General features: G+C 68.9%; 26 protein-coding genes and 2 pseudogenes. 16 read left to right on the top strand and 12 right to left on the bottom strand.

Annotated elements, in window-relative coordinates:
* The first annotated feature begins 90 nt into the window (after nt 1–90).
* Nucleotides 91–1,644, top strand: coding sequence for a pyridoxal phosphate-dependent aminotransferase (locus F3T56_RS13940; protein WP_149825491.1), 1,554 nt, complete (start codon nt 91–93; stop codon nt 1,642–1,644).
* A 69-nt stretch (nt 1,645–1,713) separates the two neighbouring features.
* On the opposite strand, the gene F3T56_RS13935 is transcribed toward F3T56_RS13940, so the two are convergent.
* Nucleotides 1,714–2,592, bottom strand: coding sequence for a calcium-binding protein (locus tag F3T56_RS13935; RefSeq protein ID WP_149825490.1), 879 nt, complete (start codon nt 2,590–2,592; stop codon nt 1,714–1,716).
* Between the two features lie 413 nt (nt 2,593–3,005).
* Here F3T56_RS13935 and F3T56_RS13930 point away from each other — a divergent pair, with 413 nt between their 5' ends.
* The 3 genes from F3T56_RS13930 to F3T56_RS13920 all read left to right on the top strand — a co-directional run bounded on the left by F3T56_RS13930 (nt 3,006) and on the right by F3T56_RS13920 (nt 5,978).
* Nucleotides 3,006–4,277 (top strand): ABC transporter substrate-binding protein, encoded by a 1,272-nt coding sequence (locus tag F3T56_RS13930; RefSeq protein WP_246203610.1) that lies wholly within the window; start codon nt 3,006–3,008, stop codon nt 4,275–4,277.
* A 156-nt stretch (nt 4,278–4,433) separates the two neighbouring features.
* The gene (locus F3T56_RS13925; protein ID WP_149825489.1) at nt 4,434–5,219 is read left to right on the top strand and encodes an intradiol ring-cleavage dioxygenase; all 786 of its coding nucleotides are present in this window, start codon (nt 4,434–4,436) and stop codon (nt 5,217–5,219) included.
* 273 nt (nt 5,220–5,492) lie between these two features.
* Entirely contained in the window at nt 5,493–5,978 is a 486-nt protein-coding gene (locus F3T56_RS13920) for an ATP-binding protein (protein ID WP_149825488.1), read from the top strand.
* An 87-nt stretch (nt 5,979–6,065) separates the two neighbouring features.
* On the opposite strand, the gene F3T56_RS13915 is transcribed toward F3T56_RS13920, so the two are convergent.
* Nucleotides 6,066–7,100 carry a glycoside hydrolase family 5 protein gene (locus F3T56_RS13915; RefSeq protein WP_149825487.1) on the bottom strand — a complete coding sequence of 345 codons (1,035 nt, stop codon included), beginning with the start codon at nt 7,098–7,100 and terminating at the stop codon, nt 6,066–6,068.
* A 211-nt stretch (nt 7,101–7,311) separates the two neighbouring features.
* Here F3T56_RS13915 and F3T56_RS13910 point away from each other — a divergent pair, with 211 nt between their 5' ends.
* Nucleotides 7,312–8,172, top strand: coding sequence for an intradiol ring-cleavage dioxygenase (locus tag F3T56_RS13910; protein WP_149825486.1), 861 nt, complete (start codon nt 7,312–7,314; stop codon nt 8,170–8,172).
* Nucleotides 8,173–8,246: 74 nt separating this feature from the next.
* Here F3T56_RS13910 and F3T56_RS13905 read toward each other — a convergent pair whose 3' ends face one another.
* Nucleotides 8,247–9,155: a sulfite exporter TauE/SafE family protein gene (locus F3T56_RS13905; RefSeq protein WP_149825485.1), complete on the bottom strand. Its 909-nt coding sequence runs from the start codon at nt 9,153–9,155 to the stop codon at nt 8,247–8,249.
* 426 nt (nt 9,156–9,581) lie between these two features.
* On the opposite strand from F3T56_RS13905, the pseudogene F3T56_RS47745 reads away from it, so the two are divergent.
* A pseudogene (locus F3T56_RS47745) lies at nt 9,582–9,686 on the top strand (RNA-guided endonuclease InsQ/TnpB family protein); the annotation flags it as partial.
* Here the strand turns inward: F3T56_RS47745 and F3T56_RS13895 are convergent.
* The gene (locus F3T56_RS13895; RefSeq protein WP_149825484.1) at nt 9,685–10,143 is read right to left on the bottom strand and encodes an RrF2 family transcriptional regulator; all 459 of its coding nucleotides are present in this window, start codon (nt 10,141–10,143) and stop codon (nt 9,685–9,687) included. The pseudogene F3T56_RS47745 and the gene F3T56_RS13895 sit on opposite strands and share 2 nt — an antisense overlap.
* Nucleotides 10,144–10,212: 69 nt before the next feature.
* The gene (arfA, locus tag F3T56_RS13890) at nt 10,213–11,730 is read right to left on the bottom strand and encodes an arabinosylfuranosidase ArfA (RefSeq protein WP_149825483.1); all 1,518 of its coding nucleotides are present in this window, start codon (nt 11,728–11,730) and stop codon (nt 10,213–10,215) included.
* Between the two features lie 155 nt (nt 11,731–11,885).
* Between arfA and F3T56_RS13885 the strand changes: the two genes are divergently transcribed.
* The 5 genes from F3T56_RS13885 (at nt 11,886) to F3T56_RS13865 (ending at nt 17,694) form a co-directional block, all read left to right on the top strand.
* Complete coding sequence (locus tag F3T56_RS13885; RefSeq protein WP_149825482.1) at nt 11,886–13,898, top strand: transposase; 2,013 nt, start codon at nt 11,886–11,888, stop codon at nt 13,896–13,898.
* Nucleotides 13,807–14,433: a transcriptional regulator gene (locus tag F3T56_RS13880; protein ID WP_149825481.1), complete on the top strand. Its 627-nt coding sequence runs from the start codon at nt 13,807–13,809 to the stop codon at nt 14,431–14,433. The genes F3T56_RS13885 and F3T56_RS13880 overlap by 92 nt, the downstream gene beginning before the upstream one ends.
* Before the next feature lie 89 nt (nt 14,434–14,522).
* Nucleotides 14,523–15,044, top strand: coding sequence for a toxin-antitoxin system, toxin component (locus F3T56_RS13875; protein ID WP_149825480.1), 522 nt, complete (start codon nt 14,523–14,525; stop codon nt 15,042–15,044).
* Between the two features lie 8 nt (nt 15,045–15,052).
* Nucleotides 15,053–16,279 (top strand): MAB_1171c family putative transporter, encoded by a 1,227-nt coding sequence (locus tag F3T56_RS13870; RefSeq protein ID WP_149825479.1) that lies wholly within the window; start codon nt 15,053–15,055, stop codon nt 16,277–16,279.
* On the top strand, nt 16,276–17,694 hold the full coding sequence (locus F3T56_RS13865; protein WP_149825478.1) for an NAD(P)/FAD-dependent oxidoreductase: 1,419 nt from the start codon (nt 16,276–16,278) through the stop codon (nt 17,692–17,694). The genes F3T56_RS13870 and F3T56_RS13865 overlap by 4 nt, the downstream gene beginning before the upstream one ends.
* 28 nt (nt 17,695–17,722) lie before the next feature.
* On the opposite strand, the gene F3T56_RS13860 is transcribed toward F3T56_RS13865, so the two are convergent.
* The 4 genes and pseudogenes from F3T56_RS13860 to F3T56_RS13845 form a co-directional block, all read right to left on the bottom strand.
* The gene (locus F3T56_RS13860; RefSeq protein WP_149825477.1) at nt 17,723–18,571 is read right to left on the bottom strand and encodes an SMP-30/gluconolactonase/LRE family protein; all 849 of its coding nucleotides are present in this window, start codon (nt 18,569–18,571) and stop codon (nt 17,723–17,725) included.
* On the bottom strand, nt 18,568–19,341 hold the full coding sequence (locus F3T56_RS13855) for an IclR family transcriptional regulator (RefSeq protein WP_149825476.1): 774 nt from the start codon (nt 19,339–19,341) through the stop codon (nt 18,568–18,570). Before F3T56_RS13855 ends, F3T56_RS13860 begins: the two co-directional genes overlap by 4 nt.
* 319 nt (nt 19,342–19,660) lie before the next feature.
* Entirely contained in the window at nt 19,661–20,233 is a 573-nt protein-coding gene (locus F3T56_RS13850; RefSeq protein ID WP_149825475.1) for a GNAT family N-acetyltransferase, read from the bottom strand.
* Nucleotides 20,234–20,243: 10 nt separating this feature from the next.
* Nucleotides 20,244–20,600 (bottom strand): annotated as a pseudogene (locus F3T56_RS13845) (NsdA family TPR-like regulatory protein); the annotation flags it as partial.
* A gap of 139 nt (nt 20,601–20,739) precedes the next feature.
* On the opposite strand from F3T56_RS13845, the gene F3T56_RS13840 reads away from it, so the two are divergent.
* From F3T56_RS13840 to F3T56_RS13830, 3 genes are read left to right on the top strand one after another with little or no spacing between them, the layout of a single operon-like run.
* The gene (locus F3T56_RS13840) at nt 20,740–21,288 is read left to right on the top strand and encodes an RNA polymerase sigma factor (RefSeq protein WP_149825474.1); all 549 of its coding nucleotides are present in this window, start codon (nt 20,740–20,742) and stop codon (nt 21,286–21,288) included.
* Nucleotides 21,285–22,382, top strand: a complete 1,098-nt coding sequence (locus tag F3T56_RS13835) for a CU044_5270 family protein (protein WP_172638934.1) — start codon at nt 21,285–21,287, stop codon at nt 22,380–22,382. The genes F3T56_RS13840 and F3T56_RS13835 overlap by 4 nt, the downstream gene beginning before the upstream one ends.
* Entirely contained in the window at nt 22,379–22,699 is a 321-nt protein-coding gene (locus F3T56_RS13830) for a GntR family transcriptional regulator (protein ID WP_149825472.1), read from the top strand. The genes F3T56_RS13835 and F3T56_RS13830 overlap by 4 nt, the downstream gene beginning before the upstream one ends.
* Before the next feature lie 58 nt (nt 22,700–22,757).
* On the opposite strand, the gene F3T56_RS13825 is transcribed toward F3T56_RS13830, so the two are convergent.
* A complete protein-coding gene (locus F3T56_RS13825; RefSeq protein WP_172638933.1) occupies nt 22,758–23,384 on the bottom strand; it encodes a peptidase inhibitor family I36 protein in 627 nt (208 codons plus the stop codon).
* Between the two features lie 193 nt (nt 23,385–23,577).
* Between F3T56_RS13825 and F3T56_RS13820 the strand changes: the two genes are divergently transcribed.
* Nucleotides 23,578–24,033 carry a hypothetical protein gene (locus tag F3T56_RS13820; RefSeq protein WP_149825470.1) on the top strand — a complete coding sequence of 152 codons (456 nt, stop codon included), beginning with the start codon at nt 23,578–23,580 and terminating at the stop codon, nt 24,031–24,033.
* 58 nt (nt 24,034–24,091) lie between these two features.
* On the opposite strand, the gene F3T56_RS13815 is transcribed toward F3T56_RS13820, so the two are convergent.
* Nucleotides 24,092–24,292 carry a DUF397 domain-containing protein gene (locus F3T56_RS13815; RefSeq protein ID WP_172638932.1) on the bottom strand — a complete coding sequence of 67 codons (201 nt, stop codon included), beginning with the start codon at nt 24,290–24,292 and terminating at the stop codon, nt 24,092–24,094.
* Between the two features lie 11 nt (nt 24,293–24,303).
* The gene (locus F3T56_RS13810) at nt 24,304–25,200 is read right to left on the bottom strand and encodes a helix-turn-helix domain-containing protein (protein ID WP_342786924.1); all 897 of its coding nucleotides are present in this window, start codon (nt 25,198–25,200) and stop codon (nt 24,304–24,306) included.
* A gap of 161 nt (nt 25,201–25,361) precedes the next feature.
* Here F3T56_RS13810 and F3T56_RS13805 point away from each other — a divergent pair, with 161 nt between their 5' ends.
* On the top strand, nt 25,362–25,841 hold the full coding sequence (locus F3T56_RS13805; RefSeq protein ID WP_149825468.1) for an ATP-binding protein: 480 nt from the start codon (nt 25,362–25,364) through the stop codon (nt 25,839–25,841).
* Nucleotides 25,842–25,909: the final 68 nt, after the last annotated feature.

The following is a 25,909-nucleotide window of genomic DNA, read 5'->3' as shown; positions in this document are numbered from 1 at the left end:
CATAAGGGCGGCCCGTGCTCCCCCGCGCGGGCCGCCCTTAGTCGTCGGACCCGGTCGTCCCCAGCGGGTCCGCCCCCTAGCGGAGGTTCCATGGCCGACAACGTCACCTCGTTGTTCCGCAGTACAGCGGCGCACAGCCCCTCGATGGCGTCGCTGACTCGCGAGGGCGGCGACGGGGTGGGTCCGGTGGACTTCTGCATCCCGTGCAACCCGTACTTCCCCACGCCCGCCATGTTCGACGACATGGCGGGCAAGCTGCGGGACATCATCACGTACTACCCCAGCAGCGCCGACACCATCACCGCCGAGCTGTGCAACCTGCTCCAACTGCCGCCGCAGTGCGTGGCGATGGGCAACGGGTCCACCGAACTCATCACCTGGATCGACCACTTGCTGGTCCGGGAGTCCCTCGCCGTCCCCGTCCCCACCTTCGGCCGCTGGACCGACCAGCCGATGGAGACCGGCAAGCGGGTCGACATGTACCCGCTCCAGGAGTCCAGCGGCTTCGCACTGGACCTCGCCCAGTACGCCGAGTTCATCCGCGCCCGCGGCACCCGGGTCGCCGTCATCTGCAACCCGAACAACCCCGACGGCGGCTTCATCCACCGGCACGCCCTGGTGCAGTTCATGGACGCGATGGCCGACCTGGACCTGGTCGTCATCGACGAGTCGTTCCTGGAGTTCGCCGACGCCGAGCAGGAGCCGAGCACCGTCCAGGACGCGGTCATGCGCCCCAACGTCGTCGTACTGCGCAGCCTCGGCAAGAACTTCGGTCTGCACGGCATCCGCTTCGGCTACATGGTCGCCAACCCGGCACTGGCCGGGAAGGTCCGCTCGATGCTGCCGAAGTGGAATCTCAACTCCTTCGCCGAGCATGTGGTGTTCATGCTGAAGAACCACGGCGCCGAGTACATGGAGAGCCTGCACCAGGTGCGCCGGGACCGCCTGGACATGGCCCGCCAGCTCTCCGCCCTCCCCGGTCTGACGGTCTACCCGTCGCAGGGGAACTTCCTCTTCGTGCGCCTTCCCGTCGGCGCCGAGGGCACCGTGGTCCGCGACCGGCTGCTCACCGAGCACCGGATCCTGGTCCGCGAGTGCGGCAACAAGGTCGGCTCGTCCAGTCGCTTCCTGCGGCTCGTGGTCCGGCCCCAGGTGGACGTGCGTCGCCTGGTGTCAGGCCTGGAGTCGGTTCTCTACGGGTCCAGGAGGGGAGCCGCCGTACCTGAGCTGGGCACCGGGACCAGCTACAGCTCGGGTACGGCGGCCGTGGACAGGCTGATGGGCGAGACCAACGGCGCCGGCATGGCGGGCCTCGCCGCGCAGTCGATGAACATGCCCGCACCGGCCCCCGCCGCGATGACCTTCGCGGCCCCGGCACCCACCCCGGCTCCGATGCAGCCGGCCCCGGTACCGGCCCAGATGCCGGCGCCCGCGCCCGCCGCCGCCTCCATGCCGGCCCCCGGCCTCCAGCCCGTCGCCCAGACCGGCATGCCCGGCCTCGCCGCAGCCGCCGCGGGCCGCCGCGCCACGGGCGCCGCCCAGGGGCTCACCGCGGCCCAGGTACGCGGCCGCACGGAGCCGGAGCCGGTCCCTGAGCCGCAGGGGTGGCCGTCGGCGGGGGCGATGTACAACCAGGTGGGGTGACATCGGCCGGAGCCGTGTGAGACGCCCCCGACGGGCCCTGTACGGGCGCCCGTTGGGGGCGTCTTCCATTCAGTCCTGGTAGAGCTTGTTGCGACCGGGGCCGCCGGAGAGGAAGTCCTTGCCCCTGCCCCCGTACAGGGTGTCGTTGCCGCTGTTGCCGTAGAGCCGGTCGTTGCCGTCCTCGCCGTACAGCCGGTCGTCGCCCTGGTCGCCGTAGATCCTGTCGTTGCCCTTGCCACCGCGGAGGAGGTCGGCGCCTGCCTTGCCGCGCAGGACGTCGTTGCCAGAGTCGCCGAAGAGGGCGTTGGAGTCGTCGTCCTCGCTGCTGGGGCCGCCGGTGAGGCTGTCGTTGCCGGCGCCGCCGCGGCACTGGGAGACACAGTTGGTCATGGTGTCGTGGCCCCGGCCGCCGAAGGCACCGACCCACCAGACACCGCCACCGCCGTCCGTGCGGTCGTTGCCGTTCTCGCCGTAGAGCACGACGGAGTTGCTGCCCAGCAGGACGTCGTTGCCGGAGCCTCCGTAGATCGAGGCGTACGCGGAGAGGGAGCTCGCGATGGTCGCGGTGTCGTTGCCGTCACCGAGGTTGACGTCGTAGATGTCCGAGTCGTCGGAGCCCATGGGGATGAGGACGTTGCACTCGGCGATGGTGTGGTCGTACTCCCTGGGGTACGAGCACGCATCGCCCGCGGCAAGGGTGATGTCGTACCGGTCGTCGAACGTGAGGGCGTAGTACGCCTCCCAGTCCGACTCCCCCGGCACGACCTTCCCGGTGACCGTCAGCCGGTTCGCCTGCCCCGGCGCACCCTTGAACCACAGCTCGCCCTTCTCGTACACGAGCGCGGCCTTGCCCGCCGGCGCGGCCTGCGCGGTAGGCACGGCCAGCAGGGCACCGCCAAGCGCGATGGTGAGAGCGACGGCGGTGGTGAACGTTCTGCGTCCAGCCATGGTGAAGCGACCCTTCGCGAGACTGTTCGAGTGGAGGTCTGTGCGGGTTACGACACGAATGCACGGGCGGAAGTTGTACGAAACGCCGCGACGGACAGCACCTCGTAAGGGCTTCACCCCGCAGCCCCCGCCTGGAGTCCCAGGAGTTCACCTCGGATTCACCGCGACCTGAACGACGCGGGCGTCGAATCCGTACTTCCCTTTGTCCACAGGCCACTTGCGGGTCACCCCCGTCACAGCCTCGGACACAGCCTTGGAATCAGAACGCAACGCCACGGCCCCGTACCGCGCGAGCGCGCGCCATACGATCAAGCCTTCGCGAACGCGTGCGTGCATGCGTGCGAGGCCCGTGCCCGTATGCCCATGTGCCATGTACTCACGTGTGTCTCAGGTCCGGCTGGAAGTGGTGAACCGTGCGTCAGAACGCCCGGATGATGGTGGCGGCCACGGCCGCGCTGGCACTCGCGGCCGGGCTGTCCGGCTGCGGTGGGAACGCGGGCGCGGAGGCGGGCTCGGTCTCCCTGACCGTCGTCGCGACCAACTACGGCGACAACGTCCACAAGAACTCCGAGGGCTACTGGGGCCGACTCACCCTGGCCTTCACCGCAGAGCACCCGGACATCGACGTGGACGTCCAGGTCTACGACCCCGGCGAGATCGACGAGAAGGTCGCCGAACTGGTCGAACAGGGCAGGGCGCCCGACATCGTGCAGACGGACGGCTACTCGGAGTACGCCGCCGAGGGCCTCCTCTACAGCGCGGACGAACTGCTGTCGGTCCCGGTCCAGGCCTCCTTCGTACCGAGCCTCGTGGACGCCGGCGAGATGGACCGGCGGCAGTACGGGCTGCCGTTCACCGCGAGCACCCGGCTGCTGTACTACAACAAGGACCTGTTCGCCGAGGCGGGCCTGGAGCCCCCGAAGACCTGGGACGAACTGCTCGTCGCCGCACGGCAGTTGAAGACGCGGGGCGTGACGTACCCGATCGCCGTGCCGCTCGGCCCGGAGGAGGCCGAGGCCGAGACACTGATGTGGCTGCTGTCCGGCGACGGTGGCTACACCGACAGCACCAACAACTACGACATCGCCTCCGCCGCCAATGTGGAGACGCTGACCTGGCTGAAGGAGAACCTGGTCGACGAGGGCCTCACCGGCCCGGTCGCACCCGGCGAGCTGAACCGCGATGCCGCCGTCCAGGCCTTCCTCACCGGCGACGCGGCCATGGTCAACGGCCCGCTCTCCCTGATCCGCCAGATCGACGACTCCTCCGACTCCGTCCCCTACGGCTCCGTCCCCCTGCCGAGCCGCGACGGCGAGACCACGCCCACCATGGGCACCGCCGACTGGGTCATCGCCTTCAAGAACGACGACCACCGCGCCGCGATAGGCCAGTTCCTCGACTTCCTCTACGGCGACAAGTACGTCATCGAACAGGCCGCCCAGTACGAACTCCTCCCCGTCACCACCCCCGCCGCCGACGCGATGCGCGCCGACAAAGACCACCGGTCCCTGTGGAACGGCCTCGACACCCTCCAGAACCTCCAGCTCTACCCCGTAGCCGAGACGAACTGGTCCCAGGTCGCCACCGCGCTCCGCCGACGCGTCGGCGGAGCGATGACGCCGAACGGCAACCCCAAGGCGGTGCTGGAGTCGATAGCGGCGGTCACGAAGGACGGCACCTCATGACAAGGGGACGCCTCATGACGAGGGGCGGGCGAGCGAGCCCATGACCAGGTAATTCAACATTCCCTCAACTTGCCTGTCTCACAAGCGACTTGACGACAGTTCACTTTGCCGAACTGACAGCCGACCGACAGCTTCCATCCCTACGGTGCCGTGTCCATGACAGACACTTCAGTGCCCCCAGAGGCAAGTTCGATCGGGCGTCGCACCGTACTGATCGCCACGGGCGCCACCGCCGCCACCCTGGCGGTGGGCGCCGCCGCCACGCCTGAAGCCCCCACACCCGAGACGGTCGACACCGGGAGCATCGCTCCTGTGGCCGCCGCGGCCGTCTGCACCCTCACGAAGGAGATGACCGAAGGCCCCTACTACCTCGACGGGCAACTCGTCCGCACCAACATCGCCGAGGACAAGACCGGCATCCCGCTCCAGCTCACCCTCACCGTTGTCGACGACGACACCTGCGCCCCGCTCAGCAACGCCCTGGTCGAGCTCTGGCACGCGGACGCGCTCGGCGAGTACTCCGGTTTCGTCGGCAACAACGGCCACGACGAGCCGGACAACGGCACGTTCCTGCGTGGCGGCGTCCTCACGAACTCCAGCGGCGTCGCGAGGATCACCTCGGTCTACCCCGGCTGGTACCGGGGCCGCTGTATTCACATCCACCTGAAGGTGCACACGAACGTCACCCTGACCTCGGACGGCTCGTTCACCGGCGGCCAGGAACTCCACACCGGCCAGCTCTTCTTCGACGAGACCATCACCACGAGGGTCGCCGCGCTCTCCCCGTACTCGACCAACACGGCCCCCCGCACGACCCTCGCCCAGGACTCCATCTACGACGAAGGCGGCGCCGCTTCCGGCCTCCTCACCCTGACGGCCCTGGGCAGCACACCGTCCGCGGGCTACGCGGGCACGCTGACGGTGGGGGTGGAGTCGAGCTGACCTAACCCAAACCAGGGTCCGCCCCCGGCCACCCCGGCTCCCTCCCAGACCGTGCGGGAGGGGGCCGTTGCCATTCCCCCGGAGTTAGCGGCCATGCGACGCAAACCGATCAACCGAGCCCGGCCAAAAACAATCACACCCCGATCGGTTTCCTGCGATTACGGCCATATCCCATGCCCTCTCGACCCCCTGGGTACGCATCGGGCGAGTACGGCTAGCGTGGGCAACGTGCGCCAGTTCGCCTTTGACGCCCAGCGAGAGGAGGCGGCAGGGATGCCACGCGGGGAAGCAGACGGCGGAGCCGATGGCCCCTGCACCGAGGGCCCAGCCCTCGCCCCCGAAACGCTCTTGCTGAAACGCCACTTCACCGCCGACAACCTCCCCCAGGTACGCGCCCGGGTCGAAGACGCGGCAGCCGCGGCGGGCCTGACCGGCGTACGGCTCGGCGAGTTCACCCTCGCGGTGAGCGAGATCGCCACGAACGCGGTCGAACACGCCGGCGGCCAAGGCCACCTGGAACTCCGCCGCCTCCCCACCGAGCTCGAATGCCGCATCACCGACCACGGCCCAGGCTTCACCCCCACCCTCCCCGACCTACTTCCCGGCCTCACATCCAACTGCCCCGGCCGAGGACTCTGGCTGGCCCACCTGGTCACCGACCGCCTGACGGTCACGGCGGACAGGCCGGGGACGGGGACGAGGACGGGGACGGGGACGGGGGCAGGTTCGACGGTGACTCTGGCGATGCGGCTGGGGTGAAGCCGGGCCGTCAGACCAGTCGCTCGCCGCGCGCCGGAGCGCCCTCGGAGCTGTGTCGCGAGGGCGCTCCTGGGGCAAGCGTGGTGGTTACTTTCTCCAGGCCCAGTGCAGGCGGTCCAGGCCGGTCTGGTTGTTCAGTTTCAGGGTGAGGTTGGTGCCTGTGCCCTGGAGGGTGGTGAGGGAGTAGGTGTCGCCGTTGCGCAGGCCGGGCCAGTAGACCGAGCCCAGGCCCAGTTCGCGGATGGTGTCGGTGGCGGCCTGGATGTAGGCGATCTCGCTGGAGCCGTTGATGGGGCCGTTGTAGTTCAGGCCGGAGGTCATGGTGGCGCCGAACTCGTCGAGGATGGTGCGGGAGGCGCAGTCGCCTATGCGCTCCTTGAAGTCCTGCTTCCACTGGTCGTAGCTGGTCCAGTCGGTGTGCCAGAAGCCGTAGTTGTGCAGGGCGATCCGGGTGCCGTTCAGGCGGCTGTCGGCGCAGACGGGCTTGACGTCCTCGCTGTACTTGATGCCGCCGACGAGGATGCGGTCGCGGGGGATGAAGCGGTGGGTCGTCAGCCAGTTGGCGGCGATGTCGCGCCACTCCTGGGAGGTGTAGCCGAAGGGCTCGTTCATCGGCTCGAAGTAGACCTTGGCGTTGCGCCCGTAGGCGGAGGTGAGCCGCGCCCACATCTGGTCGTAGGAAGCCTGGTTGTCGATCCTGCCGTCCTTGGCGTTGTCGGCCTCCCAGTAGCCCAGGATGACCTTGAAGCCCTTGGCGGTGGCGGCGTCGATCGCGCCCCGGTACGACTTCCAGAACGGGCCGTTGACGGAGGTGGGGTTGACCGGGAGGCGGACCGTGTTGGCGCCCAGCTTGGCGAAGCCGCCGATGATCGCTGCGGACTTGGCGCGGGTCGTGGTGTAGCTGTCGGAGGCGGACAGGCCCGAGGGCACGACCGCGTCGTCGGCGTAGTTGTCGCGCGGGTCCGCCCAGTTGACCCCGCGGAAGTCGCTGACGGGCGGCGGCGCCGCCTTGGTGGACGCGGGGGAGGCGGACGCGGGGGAAGCGAGTGCTCCCCCGAAAGCCGTGGCGCAGGCCAGCAGTGCACTGAGGCCGGCTGTCCGACGGTGGTTCTTCCGTGGCACGACATCCCCATCTCAGATCGGCGGCTCGATGGCTTCCGCAAACTAGAAGATGATCTGAACAGAGGTCAACACATCTGCACACAAAGTCTCATCCGGCACACGCACGCTGCCCCAACTGGGCAGTAATTGACGGGAGTTGAGACATACATCCCCAGCACATTCACAGCAGCACATTAAGGATTTCCTCAGGTGCGTTTCTAACTTCTTCTGCATGACGGAGAACACGACACCACACAACGCACATCAGGAACCGGGCCAGGAGGTCGGTGGGAAGCATCGGCGGGACAAGAGTGTTCAACGGCGGCGAGTGCTGATCGGTGGGGCGTCGGTCGCCGCGGCCGGTGGGCTCGCGGCGGCCGGGCTCGCGGCGGCGAACACGACCGAGAACTCCACGGCGGAGGGTACGACCGCGGCGTCCGCCTCGGCCTCCGAGTCGGCGTCCTCTTCCTCCAGCAGCGTCTGTGTACTGAACGCCGAGGTCACCGAGGGGCCGTACTCGCTGGAGGGCGCGCTCGTCCGGGAGGACATCAGGGAGGACAAGGAGGGCTTCAAGGTTCAGTACACGTTCACTGTCGTCGACGTCGCGAACGACTGCGCGCCGCTCGCAAGCGCCCTGCTGGAGATCTGGCACTGCGACCACCTCGGCGAGTACTCCGGGTTCGTCGGTGGCAACGGGCACACATACGAGGACAACGGGACGTTCCTGCGCGGCGGTCAGATGACCGACGAGAACGGGCAGTGCAGCATCACGTCCATCTGGCCGGGGCACTACGTTTCCCGCGCCGTGCACGTCCATATGCGAGTGCACACGGACGTCACGCTCACCGACGACTCGTACACCGGCGGCGAGATCATCCACACCGGGCAGCTGTTCTTCGACGAGGCCATCAACGAGGAGATCCAGGCGACCTCCCCGTACTCGGACAACACCACGCCCGAGACGACCCTGTCCAACGACAGCATCTACGACGACGAGGGCGCGTCCAGTGGGTTGCTGACGCTCACCGCGCTCGGCAGCAGTGTGTCCGACGGGTACAAGGCGACCATCACGGTCGGGGTCGATAGCGCCTGACGCACAGGGTGAGCTGCGGCCCGGGGGATCCGAGACCGTGCCGGATCCCCCGGCCGGGGCCGCCCAACGCAGTCTCAGGCCGTCAGCGGCTGCCGCTCCTCGCGCGCCGGCTCCGCCGTCCGGTCCTTCAGATGGGCTCGGATCGAGTACGTCAGGGCGGCAGCCCAGAGGGCGTAGACCGCGACGTACACCACCGCACTCACCGCCCCGGACGCAGCGATCCAGTCGCTCTTCAGGAGCGTACGGACGTTGGTGACGATGATGACGCCGCCCACCGCCGAGCCGAGGACCCGCGGGGGCACGAGGCGGACGAGCCAGGCGGCGATGGGGGCGGCGACCAGGCCGCCGAGGAGGAAGGCGCCGACCCAGAGCCAGTCGAGGCCCTGGGAGCCGAGGGAGAAGAGGAAACCGAGGCTGGCGGCCACGGCGACGAGGAACTCGCTCGTGTCGATGGAGCCGATGACCTTGCGGGGCTCCATGCGGCCGCTGGCGAGGAGGGCCGGGGTGCCCACCGGGCCCCAGCCGCCTCCGCCCGTCGCGTCCAGGAAGCCGGCGACCAGGCCCAGCGGGGACAGGAACCGCTTCCCCAGCGGCTGGCCGAGGCGCTCCTTGGGCAGGCCGCGGAGGGTGAAGCGGGACAGGACGTAGAGGCCGAGGCCGAGCAGGATCAGCGACATCACCGGGCCGGCGACCTCGGTGGAGAGGTTCGACAGGACCGTGGCACCGAGGAACGCGCCCGCCGCTCCCGGTACGCCGATCCTGGCCACGACCTTCCAGTCCACGTTGCCGAAACGCCAGTGCGAGGCGCCCGACATGAGCGTCGTACCGATCTCGGCGAGGTGGACCGTGGCCGAGGCGGCGGCCGGGTTGGTGCCCATGGCGAGCAGCAGCGTGGTCGAGGTCACGCCGTAGGCCATGCCCAGGCTGCCGTCCACCAGTTGGGCGCCCAGGCCCGCCAGCGCGAGCAGTACCAGCGTCCGCATGTCTCTTATGCCCGTCTTTCTTTCCTGGTTTTCCTACCGGATAGGTAGGGATTGACCGGGCCACTGTACGGGGCCAAGCTGAGGAAAGACTTAGGACGAGGTAACGATCTGGTGGAGGCCCATGGGCTCTACGAGCTCTACATCTGATCTTGCGCAGTGCTCCCCCCGTTTACGGGGCGGTGAAGCGCATCCCAACACTGCTCTGAACGCGCATGTTCGCATGGGTCCGCACTGTTGCCCTCGGCCCACGGGCCGCTGCTGCCCCTCGACGTACTGCTTAACCACGATCAGCGGTGCCATGGGGGGCTGGTCAGCTTGGAGAGCTGGACCTTGGACGGACAGGGGTGACCACGTCGGGTGGTCGGTGACGGCTGCCCGCCTGTCGAGGTGTTGAAGGCCGATGCTCAGGCGCACGCGGCCCGCACTATGTGGAATCTGCTGCATGCCTGGTGGCAGATGATGCCGAAGGACAAGCGGACTCTCGCGAACGCGGACGCCGCGATTCGCGAGGCACGCAAGGACCTCGACTTCAAGGGTTCTCCCAGGCCGCCGGTTCCGCCGCCAGCTTCTTCACCGGGTCGGGCAGGGCGTCCGCCGCCAGGTCGGCGATCGTGACGCCCTCCAGGATGCGGCGGACGTTGGCGCGCAGGGCGATCCACAGGGGCAGCAGGGGTTCGGCGGAGCCGGTGTAGGTGAGGCCGGTGGGGCGTTCGCCGCGTACGGACACGATGGGGCCGTCGACGGTACGGATCACATCGGCGACGGTGATCTCGGCGGCGGCGCGGGCGAGTTGGTACCCGCCGCTGCCGCCCCGCCGGCTGGTGACCAGTCCGCCGCGCCTCAGGTCGCCGAGGATCCCCTCCAGGAACTTGTGCGGGATCTCCTGCACGGTCGCGATGACCTCCGCCTTCACCGGCCCGCTCTCCTGCCGCACCGCCAGTTCCAGTACCGCCCGTACCGCGTAATCCGCCCGTGCAGAGATCCTCATGGGCAACATTGTCGACCACGGCAGGCCCTTCGGGGGCCGCGCCCCGAAGGGGCAGAACGACCCGAGCTCTCAGCCGAGCCGGATCACATTCCAGGACAGCGGTTCGAGGACGGCGGTCAGCTTGCCGTCCTGAAGGCTCGTGCCGTCGTCCACCACCCGCGGCTTCACCCTCTCCGGCTCCGCCAACGTGTTCCGCGCGTCCGGGTCGGCGTCCGCCAGCACGCTGTGCTCGACAATCCGGCTCAACTCCAGCCCGTTCAGGGCGACTTCCAGCGGCAGCGCCACGTCACGACTCCGGTTGACCGCGAACACGGTCACCGACCCGTCGTCCGCCCGTACCGCCGTCGCGTGCAGCAGATCCGCCTCGCCGTACTTCTTCGTCTCGTACGTCGGCGAGTCGACGCGTACGTCGAGGACCTGGCCGCGGCCGTACCGGGAGGCCTGGGCGAAGGGGAAGAACGTCGTCTGGCGCCAGGCGGGGCCGTCCGGCTCGGTCATGATGGGGGCGATGACGTTGACGAGTTGGGCGAGGCAGGCGACGGTGACGCGGTCGGCGTGCCGCAGCAGGGCGATGAGCAGGGAGCCGAAGACGACCGCGTCCATGACGCTGTAGTTGTCCTCCAGCAGGCGCGGGGCCTCCGGCCAGTCGAGCGGGTTCTCCTTCGCGTCGTCCTCCCACTCCTTGAGGTACCAGACGTTCCACTCGTCGAAGGAGAGGTTGATCTTCTTCTTCGACTTCAGCTTCGCGCCCACGTGGTCGGCGGTGGCGATCACGTTCTCGATGAAGGACTCCATGTCGACGGCGGAGGCGAGGAAGGAGTCGTAGTCGCCGTCGATGGGCCAGTAGTAGGCGTGCAGGGAGACGTGGTCGACGAGGTCGTACGTCTCCTCCAGGACCGTCGCCTCCCAGGCGGCGAAGGTCGGCATGGACTGGCTGGAGGAGCCGCAGGCGACGAGTTCGACGCCCGGGTCGATCTGGCGCATGGCGCGGGCGGTCTCGGCGGCGATGCGGCCGTACTCCGTCGCCGTCTTGTGGCCGGTCTGCCAGGGGCCGTCCATCTCGTTGCCGAGGCACCAGAGCTTGATGCCGAAGGGGTCCTTGTCGCCGTGGGCGGCCCGGAGGTCGGACAGGGCCGTGCCGGCGGGGTGGTTGGCGTACTCCTGGAGTTCGAGAGCCTCGGCGACGCCGCGGGTGCCGAGATTGAGGGCCATCATGGGCTCGGCCTGGGGGCCGATCTTCTTCAGGAAGGCGATGTACTCGGAGAGACCGAAGCGGTTGGTCTCGGTGGAGCGCCAGGCGAGGTCGAGGCGGCGGGGGCGATCCTCGACGGGGCCGACGGAGTCCTCCCACTTGTAGCCGGAGACGAAGTTGCCCCCGGGGTAGCGGATCGTGGTGACGCCGAGTTCGCGGACCAGGTCCAGGACGTCGGTACGCAGGCCCGCCTCGTCGGCCGTCGGGTGGTCCGGCTCGTAGATGCCGGTGTAGACGCAGCGGCCGAGGTGTTCGACGAAGGAGCCGAAGAGTCGAGGGTTGACCTCGCCGACCTTGAAAGCGGGGTCGAGGGTGAAGCGGGCGGTGCGGGTCATGGGGGGGCCGGGTCCTTCGGGTCGGGGTGTGGTGTGCGGTGCAGGGTGTTCACTGTTCGGTATTCCGGATGCTGATCGTTGAGGCGAACGGGACGTTATGGTCGGAGGCGAGGTGAGTCAATGGGGGCGTGCGCCCAAGACGTCGTCGCTGGATAATGGAACTGCTAGGACCAGCTCCGCACGACAGCAGTCGCCAGTCCCGGCAGGACCAGGGCTTCTCCCGCACCGACTTCACCATCGACTGGGGTACCGAGAGCGCCGTCTGCCCGGGCGGACACCGCAGTTTCGAGTGGTGGGAGCAGAAACACCACCGCAACGGCACCCCGGTGCGCAAGGTGTTCTTCTCCGCCGAGCACTGCCGCCCCTGCCCGAAACAGGCGCAGTGCACCAAGCCCCTGTCCGGCCGCCGGGGCAGGGGCATCACCTTTCTCCCGCGCGAGCGCCACGAGGCCCTCGAAGCCGCCCGCCAGGCCCAGGACACCGACGCGTGGAAGGCCCGCTATGCGATCCGGGCCGGCGTCGAGGGCACCATCTCCCAGGCCGTCCGCGTCACCGGCCTGCGCCGCACCCGCTACCGCAACCTGCCCACGACCCGTCTCGGCCACGTCTTCGCCGCCACCGCACTCAACATCATGCGTCGACCGATGGCTGACCGGCACCCCGCTCGGCGGCACCCGCTGCTCCCGCTTCGAAGCCCTCATACTCGCCGCCTGACAACCCAATTCGCGGCATTGTCAGCAGAGTCCTTCAGGCCGGGGGTGAAGCGCATCTCGTCGTGGCGACGCGGAGCGTCGCGGTGTTGTTCGAAGAGGCCGCTGCCCTTGGAGTTCGTGGCGGAGCCGTACCGGGACGGGCTGACCGTGGACGATCTGCGGCGGACACATCCGCGGCTGATCGCCGTCATCAGCGGCGCCCCGCTCGAAAGCGGCGGAGACGGCCTGAGCCGGATTCCGGTGATCGGCACGTGCCCGGGCCCCGACGAAGCCCTGGGTTTCGGCCGGCCCCGGTTCACGGTCACCGTGCATCCCGATCCGATCACCACGGCGGGGCAGGTGGCGTTCTACCTCGCCGAGAAGCACGACGTACGGCATGTGCTGGTCTTCGGCACGTACGGGCAAGGGAACGTGGAGGCGGAGGTGCTGAAGGAGGCGTTCGGGGACGAGGAGCCGTTCGGCGCCGTGGAGAACGCCCGTCAGACGGTCACCACGGTGATCGACCACCCGGAACTTCTCAGCGCCGCCGAGCTGCGGACCGTCCTCGACGAGGCGGATGCCGACGCCGCGTATCTCATCGCCCAGAGCTGGGAGGTCGAGCCGGGGACGCGCGCACTGCTCCGGGCAGGGTTCCGCGGCCCGGTGTTCACCTCGCCGGGTGAGCCAGAGGGGTGCAGTGCGGGCGGGCGGTCGGAGACCGACGAGGGCAAGGTGCCGGACGGGGTGTACCGCGCCCGCGAGGTGGCCCCTCGGACCGTCCGCGCGGACGAGTGCGTACCGACGACGGCCTCCAGGTGCCCGTGGATCACGAAACTGCCGGACAGGCTGGGTGCGATGGAGGAGTACGAGGCGGCCCAGGGCGTGGTGCGCGCGTTCGCGGGCGTGGACGACCGGCTGTCCACGTGGCCCTCGCCCGAGGAGTTCGGTACCGCCCTCGGGGAAGAACTCGACGGTCAGATCGTGCTGAGCCTGTCGGGCTGGTACGAGCTGAACGGCGACCACACGCTCAGCCTCGGGCACGATATCTGGATCGAACGGCGGACGAGGGCGAGTGGACGGTGCTGGGCCCGGTGGCTGCGCTGCTCTACGGAGGCAAGTGAGCGCACGGTCCGCGCTACGGCACCCAGTGCCCCCGAGTCGCACAGGTCGTTGAGCATCGGCTTGTTGCGGCAGCCCCTTGTGCGGGTGGGGCCTGGTTGCTCTCGCCCGCGCGGCGGAGCCGCGTGTCGGCACAGTCCCGCGACCCTTTGGGGCGCGCTGTCGGGGGGGCCGGGGAGCAAGCGCAGGCAACTATCGTTGGGATTGCTTCAACGATCGTTGGGTTTTCGTGGTGTCGGGGCCGCCGGGCCCGTAGGGTCGGGCCGTGTTCGCGCTGCCCGATGTTCTGTCCGAGACCCTCGCGCTGCTCGACGCCCGGATCGCTCGGGGCGGTGTCGAGCGGGGGCACGTCCTTGACGTACGTGTGCTGTCGGAGCGGACCGCGCTCGGAGAGGATGAGGTGCGGGCGCTGCTCGAGGGAGGCGTGGCGCCGCCGGTCGACCGGATCGACGATCGGGTGCGGGGGCGGGTGCGTGCGCTGCACGAGGCGTATGCGGGGCGCAGCGGGAAGCGGACCGGGGAGGTCTGCAAGGAGGTCGCGGAGCGGCTGTCGATCAGTCCGGAGTGGGCTCGGCAGTTGCTGCTCGGCAAGAAGATGCCGAACGTGCCCGACCTCACCGAACTCGCCGAGTTCTTCGGTATCGAGGAGGGCACCCGGTTCTTCACCGACCCGGCCGCCACCGTGCTGAATCGGGAACTCCACCGTGTGTTGAGGACACTTGAGGGCGAGAGCGAGGAAGAGGGACCGCTCGTCGAGTTCGCCACCCGGCACGGCGTGGTCACCCTCGCGCTGCGCGGGCGGCCGCTGAGCCTGACCCGGCGCAAGCAGGACGCCCTCGCGGTCATGCTCGAAGGGCTGCTCGGTGTCGACGAGGAGGAACCCGGGCGATGAGCCGACGCGAACGTACGGGAGATGGGGGTCTGTGGAAGGCCGCCGCCCAGTTTCGGGCTGCCTTACGGCCCTCCCGGTCCGGTGGTGAGATGCGGAAGTTGACCGTCGGGCTCAGCAGAGCGGTGCGGGGCCGGCTCGATGGGCCCGTCGGAGTACGGGAGTTGGGGGTCGCGCTGTGTGCCGAGATGAGTGCTCGGCGTGGGGGGCGGCCGGTGGAGTTGCGGTTCGAGCGGTTTCCGGACGAGTTCGAGGTGACGGGGCTGTGGATGGAGTTCCCGGACTTCGACCTGGTGATCGTCGAGGAGCGCGCGGAGGCCGTGCAGCAACTGGTCATCCTGGGGCATGAGTTGTGGCACATGCACGCCGGGCACTGTCATCTTCATCAACTCTCCCCTGAGCTGTCGGCCGCCCTGGTGCAGGGCGGCACCCCCATCGCCGCCCGCAACGGCTCGCGCGCGTCGGACGAGCGGGAGGCCGAGGACTTCGGGCATCGGCTCGCCACCGCCTTTCGGTCCTGGGTGGACACCGGGCAGGGGGGAGACCATCCTGCCGACCCCGTGGGACAGGCCATCCAGGCTTCCTTGGGCTATCGCAAGCCCCGCCGTGGATGAGGGCGGGCATGAGGACGGCCATGAGCCCCGCCGACTTCTTCGGTGAGCTTTACATCTCGTTCTGGATCCCCACCGCGGTACTGACCGCCGCCCTGGTGATCAAGCTGCCCAGCATCGTGAAGCTGTGGAAGGACTCGCTGTTGCGCGCGGTCGGCGGGCTGCTGCTGCTCGCCTGCTGTGTGTTCGTGTTCGCGGTGCCGTCGATCATCGCGTGGACCAACCGTGTCGTCGGCGTGCCGAACATCGCCGCGCCCTGGGTGTACTCCCTCATCACCGCGTTCTGCGCGTCCTGTCTGCTGCTGATCGTCGCCTGGCGCAACGGCCCGGCCGACCGGTCGGCGACGACCCGGCGCGCCCGGCGCTGGGTCGTCGCCGGGTACGCGTCGGTGATCGTCGGCCTGTGGGTGCTGTTCGCGCTGGCGGACGTCCCCCGGGAGCGGCTGCGCGACCTCGACACGTACTACGCCACCACGCCCTTCATGCGCGAGGAGATCCTGCTCTATCTCGTCGCGCACACGGTGGCCTGCGTGATCACGTTCCGGCTGATCCGCAACTGGGTCCGTACGGACGGCCTGGACCTGTGGCTGCGCGGCGGTCTGAAGGCGCTGGGCGCCGGTTACGCGCTCAACCTGGTGTTCGACGCCTCGAAGCTCACGGCGGTGGTCGCCCGCTGGACGGGGCACGACCTGGACTGGCTGAGCACCCATCTGGCGCCGCCGGTCGTCGCCGTGGCGGCCATCTTCATCGCGGTCGGGTTCATCCTTCCGCACGGCGGCCAGTATCTGCACGACCGCTGGCGGGTGCGGAGCAGTCACCTGCGGCTGCGGCCGCTGTATCTGCTGACCAGGACCTTCAACGGCTCCCGTGTCCCCTTCGCCCTGCGCGCCACACCGGAGCTGCGCCTCACCCGCCGCGAGACCTTCATCCGCGACGCCCTGCTCCAACTGGCCCGCCACCTCGACGAGGACCTCCGCCGACGCGCGTACGACGCTGCCCTTGGCCTCGGCCACGAGCCCGGCCGGGCGAAGGCCCTCGCCGCCGCCGTGACCATCCGGGATGCCATCGCCGCGCGCGAGGTCTCGTCCCAGGGGGCCGGCAGCCCTGTCGTCAACCCTTCCGACCTGCTCCAGGACATCGAGTCCTTGTCCCAAGTGCTTCGCCAGACCGCCGAGATCGAGGCGGTGCGTGCTCTCGCGGCCGTCTCCGCAGCAGAGAGCAGCGTGCCCCGACAATGAGTGAACGCCCCTCCCCCGGCCGGCCCGACGGGCCGCTTCGCTCCGCCGTCGTGCTCGGCGGCTCGCTCGCCGGGATGCTGGCCGCCCGCACGCTGGCCGGGTTCGTGGACAAGGTCACCGTCGTCGAGCGGGACGCGCTGCCCGACGGGCCGGGGCCGCGCCGGAACCTGCCGCAGGCCCGCCACGCCCACATGCTGTGGTCCGGCGGGGTGCGGGCGCTGGAGGACCTCGTGCCGGGCGCCACCGAGCGGCTGCTGGCGGCGGGGGCGCACCGGCAGGCGGTCACCACCGACATGGTGATCCTGTCGTCGCAGGGCTGGTGCCGGCGCTGGCCCGTGTCCCACCGAAACCTGCTGTGCAGCAGGGACCTGCTGGACGCGACCGTCCGCGCGGACGTCCTGGACGACGACCGGGTCGAGCCGGCCGAGCGCACCGAGGTGCTCGGGCTCGTCGGCACCGGGGCCGCCGTCACCGGGGTGCGCGTCCGCCACGACGACGGCACCGAGCGCGTCCTCGACGCCGGTCTCGTCGTCGACGCCACCGGCCGCTCCTCCCGTGCGCCCCAGTGGCTGGCGGCGCTCGGGCTGCCCGAACCGCGGCGGCGCGTGGTCGACTCCGGTCTCGCGTACGCGACCCGCGTCTACCGCGCCCCGGAAGGGGCCCGGCGGGGCTACCCCGTCGTCAGTGTGCAGCCCGACACCCGGCAGAAGGGCCCCGGCCGGTCGGCGTTCCTCCTGCCGATCGAGGACGGGAAGTGGATCGTCACCCTGTCCGGAACCCGGGGCGGCGAACCCTCCCCGCACAACGACGACTTCGTACGGTTCGCGCGCGAGGAGCTGCGGCACCCGGCCGTCGCCGAACTGCTCACCCACGCCGAGCCGTTGGGCGATGTCGCGTTCACCCGCTCCACCGCCAACCGCCGTCACTTCTACGAGCGGATGCCGCGCTGGCCGGAGAACTTCACCGTCGTCGGGGACGCGCTCGCCGTGTACAACCCGGTCTACGGGCACGGCATGGCCATCGCGGCCCAGAGTGCCGTGGTGCTGCGGGAGGTGATCCGCCGGCAGGGGTGGGGCGCGCCGGGTCTGGCCCGGCGGGTCCAGAAGGCGCTGGCCCGTCCGGTGGGTACGGCCTGGGATCTCGCCACCGGCCAGGACGTGTTCTACGAGGGTGCCACGGAGAGCGGCCCCACCCTGCGGGACAGGGCGGTGGCCGCGTACGTCAACCGTGTGCTTCTCACCGCCACCGGCAACGGCCGTATCGCCCGCCGGCTGACCGATGTGACCTCGCTGGAGCGCGGCCCGGAGGTGCTCCTCAGCCCCGGCGTGGTCCTGGCCGCCGCCCTCGGCCCCCTCAAGCCACCGCTCGAGGGGGTGCCGCTGACAGCGGAGGAGCGCAAGGCGGCGGGGCTGTGACGAAGACGGCCGGATTGACCCCGGAGGCTCAGCCGGCGAACGCGGGCTGGGCCAGTCCCTTCCCCGCCCCCGGGACCACCAGCAGCGAGCCCGACAGCGGGTGCGGGGTCTCGGTGCCGATGCGGGCCGTGGTGATGTACAGGTCGGTCAGGTCGGCGCCGCCGAAGGCGCAGGCCGTGGGGCGGGGGGTCGGGAGGTCGATCACCCGGTCCAGTTCGCCGGAGGGGGTGTAGCGGCGGACGGCGCCGCCCTCCCACAGGGCGACCCAGACACAGCCCTCGGCGTCGACGGTGAGGCCGTCGGGGAAGCCCTCGCCGTCCTCGATCGTCACGAACGGGCGCCGGTTCACGGGCAGTTGACCGGTCTCGTAGTCGAAGACGTCGATCCGGCGGGTCGGCGAGTCGATGTAGTACATCAGCCGTCCGTCGGGGCTCCAGCCGGTGCCGTTGCTGACGGCGACATCGTCGAGGACCGTCGCGGCGAGCCCGTCGGCGGTGAAGTGGGCCAGCGTGCCGCCACCCGGGGCCTCGTCGTAGCGCATGGTGCCGGCGAAGAGGGAGCCGTCGGGGGCGACGGCGGCGTCGTTGGCGCGGCGGCCGGGGACCGGCTCATGGTGCAGCCAGCGGAAGCCGCCGTCGGTGTCGCGCAGCCCGACGCCGTCCCGGAGGTTGAGGACGAGGCCGCCACCGGCGCGGGGCTTGGCGGCGCCGACGTGCTGCTCGGTGACGAGGACCGTGCGACGGCCGGAGGCCGGGTCGTACGTGTAGACCCGGGAGCCGAGGATGTCGATCCAGATCAGCCGCTGGGCGTCGGCGTCCCAGGTGGGGCCCTCGCCGAGGGGGGCCTCGGCCCGTACCGCCACTTCGTATGTGCTCATGCCACGCTCCGGTGTCCGAGGCGCTCGGAGAGTTCCGCGGCGCCCTTGGCGGCGAGCTGCTCCAGCTCGATACGGCGCTCGTCGCTCCAGCGGATCATGGGAACGGAGATCGACAGCGCGGCGACGACCTTGCCGGTACGGTCCCGGACCGGGGCGGCGACGCAGGAGACGTCCGGGTTGGACTCGCGGCTCTCCACGGCGAGACCTCGCTCACGGATCCGCGCCAGGGCCTCGCGCAGGGCGGCCGGGTCGGTGATGCTGTTGGGCGTCATGGCGAGCAGGTCGGCGTCGTTCGGGACGCGGGCGTTCAGCTCGGCCTCGGGAAGGGAGGCGAGGAGCATCTTGCCGACGGAGGTGCAGTGCGCCGGGAGGCGGCGGCCGGCGGCGGAGACCATGCGGACCGCGTGCGTGGAGTCGACCTTGGCGATGTAGATGACGTCCGTGTACTCCAGGATCGCCACGTGCACCGTCTCGTCGCAGGTCTCGGCGACGGACCGGGCGACCTGCTGGCCCTCGGCGGCGAGGTCGAGCTGCTCGGCGTACCGGCTGCCGAGCTGGTACGGGCGGACGCCCAGGCGGTAGCGTCCGGGCTGCCCCTGCACGGGGACGATGTATCCCCGGGCGGCGAGCGTGGTGACCAGCTCGTGCACCGTGGTGCGGGGCAGCTGGAGCTTGCGCACGATGTCGGGGGCGGACAGTGTGCCGTCCCCGTCGAGGAAGAGCTCCAATATGTCGAGCGCCCGGGTCACGGCAGGTACTAGGCGTCCCACGGTCGGCTCCCTCCCTTGTGTCTGTGGTGACTATGTTCGAGATTTCAACAGTCGATCGGCATGACGAACACAGGCTAGTCATATTGCCTGTCACCGGGCAATGGGCGAGTAACGGTGAGGTGGTGGGGTCAGGTGCCGGGGTCTGTGGCTTGGGCGTTGCGCCAGAGGGTGACTTTGAGCTTGGTGTAGGTGCTGGGGGAGTTTTCCATGCCGTGGTCCCCTCCTATTACAGGTAAACGCGGTACAGGCGCTCGTCGAAGTGCCGCACCACACAGTGGGCACGCCCGGGCGGCGCGCCTCGCCCAGCGGAAGAACCGCGTCAGGCCGTTTCCCCGGCCCGGAGTAGCAGCAGATCGAACTCGGGTCCGTCGGGAGTGTTGCGATACGGACCCGCGTACACGTACCCGAGCCGCGCATACAGGTCCTGGCCGCGCCGGTTGGAGGGCAGGGCGAGCAGAGACGACCACTTCGGGTTGATGGCCTGGAGTAGTGCGGCATGCAGCCGCGTGCCGATCCCTCGGGACTGCCACGGAGGACGTACGGCCAATTCACACAACCCCATCAGACGCTCCGTGCGGGCTCCTTCGGGAACCTGCTCGACCAGGCCAGGACCGAACCAGTAGCTGGCAGAGCACGGGAAGGCGTACCCGAAGCCCACCGGAGTGCCGCCCGCGTAGGCGACGACCAGAGCGAAGCCGGGATGTTTCAGGTGGCCCTCGACCTGGTGGCGCAGGGCGGGCACGGACAGGCCCAGCGCCTCCGCGCCCGGATTGTCGACGAGCTCGGGGTGGGCGTCGGCCCAGATGTCGGCGAGCACGTCGAGTATCGGCGGCACCTGGCCGGGCCCGTAGGTGCGGATCAACACATTGGTACGGGTGCTCGGGGTGGTCACCGTCTCCTCCTCAGCTGACACCGGTGGTGGTGCGGTACTCCTCCAGCCAGTCAGCGACCGCCGGCACGGCGGCGTGCCGCTGGAGCGCGCTCTCGACGTTGTGCAGCTGCTTCAGCAGCCGGTCAGAGCGCACGGCAGGCAGGTAGGCCAGAACGCGGCCTGCGGCCTCAGCTGCGGCCTCCGGCTCCGGCCGTCCCCTCACCGCATGCTGTATGGCCACGTCCGCTGTGTACAGGGCACGATTACGCGCGAAAGCGTCGCCGTGCAGCAACACGGCCTGCTCGGCCCCGGCAGCCGCCCGTTCGTGCTGGTCGAGGTCGGCCCGCGCGAGTACCTCCAGACCGGCCAATTCGGCGGGCGTGTAGAACGTTGTTGCGCGACATGGGACGCCATCCGGGGAGGGGACAGGGCGACAGTTCTACGGACCTGAAGTCCTTGGGGTGTAATCGACGGCCCGGTCCGGACACATACGGGGTGAGAGCACCAGAGGACGGGGAGGGCGCAGCATGGGGCAGGCCGCGGATGACTGGGGCAGTTTCGAGGCGATCTACCGGTCCACCTACGTGCCTGTGCTGCGTTTTCTGCGACGTCGTGTGGCGTGGGATGACGCGGAGGATGCGGCGGCGGAAGTGTTCGCCACCGCATGGCGCAGGCGGCAGGACATGAAGGGCGAGCCTCTTCCATGGCTGTACGGGATCGCCCGGCACGTTGCGGCAAACACGTTGCGGTCGTCCGGTCGGGCGGCGCGACTCAGTGCTCGTCTCCTCGACTGGTCGGCGGGTGAAGACGTGCGAGCCGCCGAGGACGAAGTCCTGGGACGCATGGGAGCGGTGGATGCCTTGGCCCAACTGTCCCCGGATGATCGCGACGCGCTGATGCTCGTGTCCTGGGACGGACTGCAGACGAGCGACGCGGCCAGGGTCATGGGACGCAGCCGGGGCGCATTCGCCGTCCAGTTACATCGGGCCAGACGGCGTCTGGAACGAGCCATGACCGAAGAGGGCTTGAGCCCAGACGAACTGTCGTCGTTGGCGCTAGAGGGGAGAGCGGGATGAAGCGGGATGTAGAGCGTGTGCGGAGGTTGCTGCCCAATGCCATGGACCCGGCTGGGACGCCAGTGTCTCCCGGGGATTCTGCCCAGCTCTCCGATCGCGCTGAGCATGAACTGGCAAAGCTCCGCGTGTCGGCGGACGCAGAGGTGAGGGAGGCGCCCCGCAGTTGGCCGAGGCGCAGGATCGTGCTCACAGGTCTGGTTGCCTCGGCAGCCGCCAGTGCTTTGGTGGTCAGCGGAGGCGTGCCATGGCCGGGGTCCGGAGGAGGGGCGGTTGCCTATGCCGTGACCCCTCCGGTGCTGTCCCTCACTCCGGTGGAGGTAGCACCGCAGGACTTCCTGCGGGACTTGGCGACAAGGGTGGCAAAGCTGCCAGGCGAGCGCATCCACGGGCCATACGAGTACACCAAGGCGTGGGGATGGGCGCTGAACACTGCTGGTGACGTGCCTGGCGGAGTGGCGAATGCGGCGGTGCCTGAGGAAACGGAGTCGTGGGTCAAGGGTGACGGGTCGGGCCGCAGGCGCATCGTGCACGGGGAGCCAATCTTCCCCAACCACGAACAGGAGAAGGACGCCAGGGACGCTCAGCTCATCGCCGGAAAGAAGATCGAGGACACAGAATACGGCCCAGGGAAATTCCCAGCCCCGGAGAGCGAGGCTTGGAGGGACGTCGCACCGTTCTCCACGAAGCCCAAGGAATTGGCACGACAACTCGGTGAGGTGAACTGGGAATCCGGGTTGCTTGTCCAGGGCGTCGCGGACATGCTGCGCTACGTCGGCAGGTCGGGGCCGGTGGATCCGGCTCTCCGCGCCGCAGCCCTGGAGGTTCTGGCTGAAGCCCAGGACGTAAGCGTCTCCACGACGACGACGTGGCAGGGACAGAAGGTCATCGCGGTGACTCAGGAGGAGACCTGGAAGGGGAGCACTTCGCGTCAGTCGATCCTCTTCGACCCCCGCACCGGCAATCTGGTGGGCAGCGAGGAAGCGCTCCTCGGGAACGCGCGCGCATTGAGGATCAAGGTGCCGGCGACGACATCCGTGAGCGAGGTGCTGGCACGAGGCACGGTCGGGAACATCGAGGGAAGGCCAAAGTCATGACCGAGCGGAAGCGACCGAGGCCCCCATGGGTCGAGACGATCCAGCTACCTGGCCACGACGCCTCGCGTGGCGAGCCGAAACCTGAGCATCTGGTCGAGGACGTGAGGCAAGGAGTCCAGGGCAGACTGTTCACGGCGGGCGCCCTGCTCCCGGAGGCGCCACAACTGCGGCGAATGTACGCACTGAGCCAGGACGGCATACGGGACGCTCTGTCGTGCTTGCGACGTGAAGGAATTACAAACCTCCACGATGAGTACGAAGAGACGTACTTCATCGACGACGACTACATACGCGACATGGGGCAGGAATCTCGGTGACGCCAGGTGGCGCGTCCGTGAGTCGGACACGCCACCCGACCAGCCAGGAAGTGACTAACTAGAGGCGACATGCCTTGAAAAACTCTGCCTTGTCGTTTCTCGCCGAGCTCAGGCTGGAGACCTTCGTCCAGGGTTCCTCCACCCAGAGCTTGTTCCCGAGGAGGTCATAGACGGTGACTTTCATGCCCCAGAAGTCGATGTCCCTGGTGGTGTTCACCCAGGAACTGATTTTGCGGCTGAAGTCGTAGTTGTCGAGAATCATTGGGGCGCTGCAGTGGGCGTGATTCCACTGCAAGCGCCGTCCGCCGAAGTTGCTGTTTTGGTAGAAGCAGTACCAGCGGTTGTCGTTTTTGCCTGCGGGACAGTTCTCCCAGTCGACCGCCTCGGCGGAGGTGTCGTCCGGCTCTGGTACCGCGGCTGGACTGGACGGCGGAGCGATCTCCTGGCCTGGCAGTGGGAGGACGAGGACTACTTGACCGTTCTCGTCCTGCCAAGAGATCTCGTTAGCGCTGATCTGGACACCGCCTGCCGTGACAGCAAGGGTCGCGTCCATTTCGCTCTGGAGAGCCTCACGCTGCTCGGCGCTGAGAGCTTGCACGTCGGCGCGGCTGTCCGCCGCCGAGGCGCGCGGGAGACTCGCCGGTTGTTCCTGTGCTGTGGCGTGACTGACGGTGAGTGTTCCCAAGAGCGCTAAGGCTCCGAGGGAAACCGGAAGGGTCCGTCTTAAACGACGTGCCATCACCTGGTTCTCCGTTCGATTGTTCCGTCAGGGACGAGACCAGAGTGAACAGTGTTTCGATAAACGTGCAACAAACCTGCACGTCACCGTCGCATACGGAATTTCGGCATCGGGGTAAGTTCGAGGTCCGAGAGCGTGAATGGCGAGCCCTGGACGACCTGGGGGCCGCTTCGAAGCCGCCGCCCGCCTCGATCCTCTCGCCGGCCGCTGGCCGACCAAGCTCTTGGGCTGCGCGACCAGCCTCGACGACTGGGCAACCGCCACCGAGGACTCCTCCACCGGCCGCCGCATCGGCCCGCACGTCGACAGCTTCGACCGGCTTCCGTACCCCACCCGCCACCAGGGCCGTCAGCGGCTCCGTCTCAACCTCGGCCCCGGCCCTCGGTATCTACTGATCGGCGCACAAGACATCCAGCAGATCTGCCGCACGCTCCGCTTGGACCTGGAGCGGCACTACCCCACACCGAGGACATACGCCGGTACGTCGCGGAAGGGCACCCGCTGCGCTGCCTGCGCATCCGCCTCGAACCGGGGGACGGGTACATCGCCCCGACCGAACTCCTGCCCCACGGCAGGAATCAACCAGCCTCCGTAGCTGCCTTCTGGCTCGGACGCCCGCCGCAGCAAACGTGATGGAGAGGGGCCGCTTCAGGTCAACGACGGCCCAGGGGGCCTGCTTTGAGGGTGGCGAGAAGGGCTTGGAGGGGGGCCGGGGTGGTGGTGAGATGGATGGTGGGGTGGTCGCTTTCGCGGAGGTGTATGGAGGTGAGGGAGGGGGCTATCTCGATGCAGTTGTCGCCGCCGCTGCCGCCCCCCGAGAAGGACGACTTCTGCCAGGCGAGAGACTTGAACACGTTGGCCCCTTTCACAGTTCGTGGGCGATGCGGGTGATGAGATCCCGGGAGGCATCCGGGGGCAGGGCTGTTGTCGAGACGCGTTCGTAGCGTTGGCGGTACTCCTTCAGCCGCGACTCGGCGTCGAAGAAGTCACCTCCGTGGCCTGTGTCGATCTGCACGGTGTCGAGTTGAGGCACGGGCCCGTGGATGTACAGCATCGAGTACCCGGCACCGGCGAAGTCCTCGCTGTCAAAGGGGACTACGCGCACGGTCACGTGGTTCAGTTCCGAGATGGCGAGGATACGCTCCAACTGGGCCTGCGCCGCTTTGCGGCCGCCCACGCGGAGCCGGAGCGCCGCCTCGTGGATCACCGCTTCGTACGGCGTGGCGCGCTCTTCCGAGAGAATTTGTTGCCGATGTGACCGGAACGTCACAAAGGCATCCTGCTCCTGGAGGGGCCAGGTCAGCAATCCGTATCTGAACGCTGCCCGCATGTGATCCTCGGTCTGCAACAGGCCTGGGATGTGCGCCATTTCAAAGGTCTGGATGCGCACCGCGTGATACTCCGCCTCCGCCAGGTCGAGCCCTGAAGGAGGGATGATCCCCCGGTACTCCTCCCACCAGCCCTTGCCCCGTTCCGTGGCCATGGCAACCAGCGCATCCACATACGCCTGGTCGTCACACGCGCAGTGAGCCGCGAGGCGCCGGATGCGGTCAGGGCTGATTCCGCTGCGGCCGGTCTCAACATGGCTCTGCTGCATGTGGTTCGAGCCGATGAGCGGGGCGGCGGCTCGGGCGGTGAGCCCGGCGCGTTCGCGCATCTTGCGGATCTCGGCACCGAGGCGTTCCTGTCGACGGGTGGGGTTGCTCCTCTGCGGCATCGGTATCTGCCCCTGGCCTTTCTGCTGCACGAGTATCCGGGCCAAGCATGGCACGGGTCACTCGACAGGGCGGCGTTCTCACGTAGAGGTTGCGACACGTAGACGTTGCGCCCTACCTTCTGTGATGTGCCCGGCACGCTGGGTGTCGCCGACCCCCGCCGTGCCTCAACTCACCCATGCCCCAAGCAAGTTGGAGTTGATGAGCCATGCCCAAGTACCAGCTCAACTGCCCGAACCTCCCCACCACCCCCCGCGTCGCCCGCGAATTCGTGACCACAGTCCTCCGCACCCTCAGACTGGACGCCCTCATCGACGACGCGGTGCTCTGCACCTCCGAACTGGTAACCAACTCCTTTGCGCACACCGAGGGCCGGGGCACCCTGTTACTGCTGGACGCCGACAGCCTCCGCAACGCCGTACGGGTCACGGTCTACGACGAGTCCCAGAAGCCCCCGCGCCGGCTTGAGGGCTACGACCCCGAATCGGGCCGGGGGATGTGGATCGTCGACACGGTCACGGACGGCCGCTGGGGGACGGAGTCGCTGGGCGCGTCGGGGAAGGGCGTGTGGTTCGAGCTGGGGGACGAACAACCCCGCCGCCCACCGAAGGTGCGGAAGGCCGCAGGGAAGGCCGCACGGAAGCCCGGTCCACCTGCCAGTCCCGTACCTCTGTCCCTTCCTCGGTGACGACCGTCCTGACGACCGCCCTCAGGTCGAAGGGCGAACGGCGCCGCTCGTCGTACGGCCATGGACCG

Origin of the sequence: Streptomyces tailanensis (genome assembly GCF_008386495.1) — a bacterium.
Lineage (GTDB): Bacteria > Actinomycetota > Actinomycetes > Streptomycetales > Streptomycetaceae > Streptomyces > Streptomyces tailanensis.
The sequence above is the reverse complement of the archived record's forward strand: the minus strand, read 5'-3'. Positions and strand labels throughout refer to the sequence as shown.

Excerpts from the sequence above, each read along its gene's own strand:
- F3T56_RS13940 (WP_149825491.1), top strand. The coding sequence starts at position 91 with ATGGCCGACAACGTCACCTCGTTGTTCCGCAGTACAGCGGCGCACAGC.
- F3T56_RS13935 (WP_149825490.1), bottom strand. The coding sequence starts at position 2,592 with ATGGCTGGACGCAGAACGTTCACCACCGCCGTCGCTCTCACCATCGCG.
- F3T56_RS13925 (WP_149825489.1), top strand. The coding sequence starts at position 4,434 with ATGACAGACACTTCAGTGCCCCCAGAGGCAAGTTCGATCGGGCGTCGC.
- F3T56_RS13920 (WP_149825488.1), top strand. The coding sequence starts at position 5,493 with ATGCCACGCGGGGAAGCAGACGGCGGAGCCGATGGCCCCTGCACCGAG.
- F3T56_RS13910 (WP_149825486.1), top strand. The coding sequence starts at position 7,312 with ATGACGGAGAACACGACACCACACAACGCACATCAGGAACCGGGCCAG.
- F3T56_RS13905 (WP_149825485.1), bottom strand. The coding sequence starts at position 9,155 with ATGCGGACGCTGGTACTGCTCGCGCTGGCGGGCCTGGGCGCCCAACTG.
- F3T56_RS13895 (WP_149825484.1), bottom strand. The coding sequence starts at position 10,143 with ATGAGGATCTCTGCACGGGCGGATTACGCGGTACGGGCGGTACTGGAA.
- arfA (WP_149825483.1), bottom strand. The coding sequence starts at position 11,730 with ATGACCCGCACCGCCCGCTTCACCCTCGACCCCGCTTTCAAGGTCGGC.
- F3T56_RS13885 (WP_149825482.1), top strand. The coding sequence starts at position 11,886 with ATGGAACTGCTAGGACCAGCTCCGCACGACAGCAGTCGCCAGTCCCGG.
- F3T56_RS13875 (WP_149825480.1), top strand. The coding sequence starts at position 14,523 with ATGCGGAAGTTGACCGTCGGGCTCAGCAGAGCGGTGCGGGGCCGGCTC.
- F3T56_RS13870 (WP_149825479.1), top strand. The coding sequence starts at position 15,053 with ATGAGGACGGCCATGAGCCCCGCCGACTTCTTCGGTGAGCTTTACATC.
- F3T56_RS13865 (WP_149825478.1), top strand. The coding sequence starts at position 16,276 with ATGAGTGAACGCCCCTCCCCCGGCCGGCCCGACGGGCCGCTTCGCTCC.
- F3T56_RS13860 (WP_149825477.1), bottom strand. The coding sequence starts at position 18,571 with ATGAGCACATACGAAGTGGCGGTACGGGCCGAGGCCCCCCTCGGCGAG.
- F3T56_RS13840 (WP_149825474.1), top strand. The coding sequence starts at position 20,740 with ATGGGGCAGGCCGCGGATGACTGGGGCAGTTTCGAGGCGATCTACCGG.
- F3T56_RS13835 (WP_172638934.1), top strand. The coding sequence starts at position 21,285 with ATGAAGCGGGATGTAGAGCGTGTGCGGAGGTTGCTGCCCAATGCCATG.
- F3T56_RS13830 (WP_149825472.1), top strand. The coding sequence starts at position 22,379 with ATGACCGAGCGGAAGCGACCGAGGCCCCCATGGGTCGAGACGATCCAG.
- F3T56_RS13820 (WP_149825470.1), top strand. The coding sequence starts at position 23,578 with ATGGCGAGCCCTGGACGACCTGGGGGCCGCTTCGAAGCCGCCGCCCGC.
- F3T56_RS13805 (WP_149825468.1), top strand. The coding sequence starts at position 25,362 with ATGCCCAAGTACCAGCTCAACTGCCCGAACCTCCCCACCACCCCCCGC.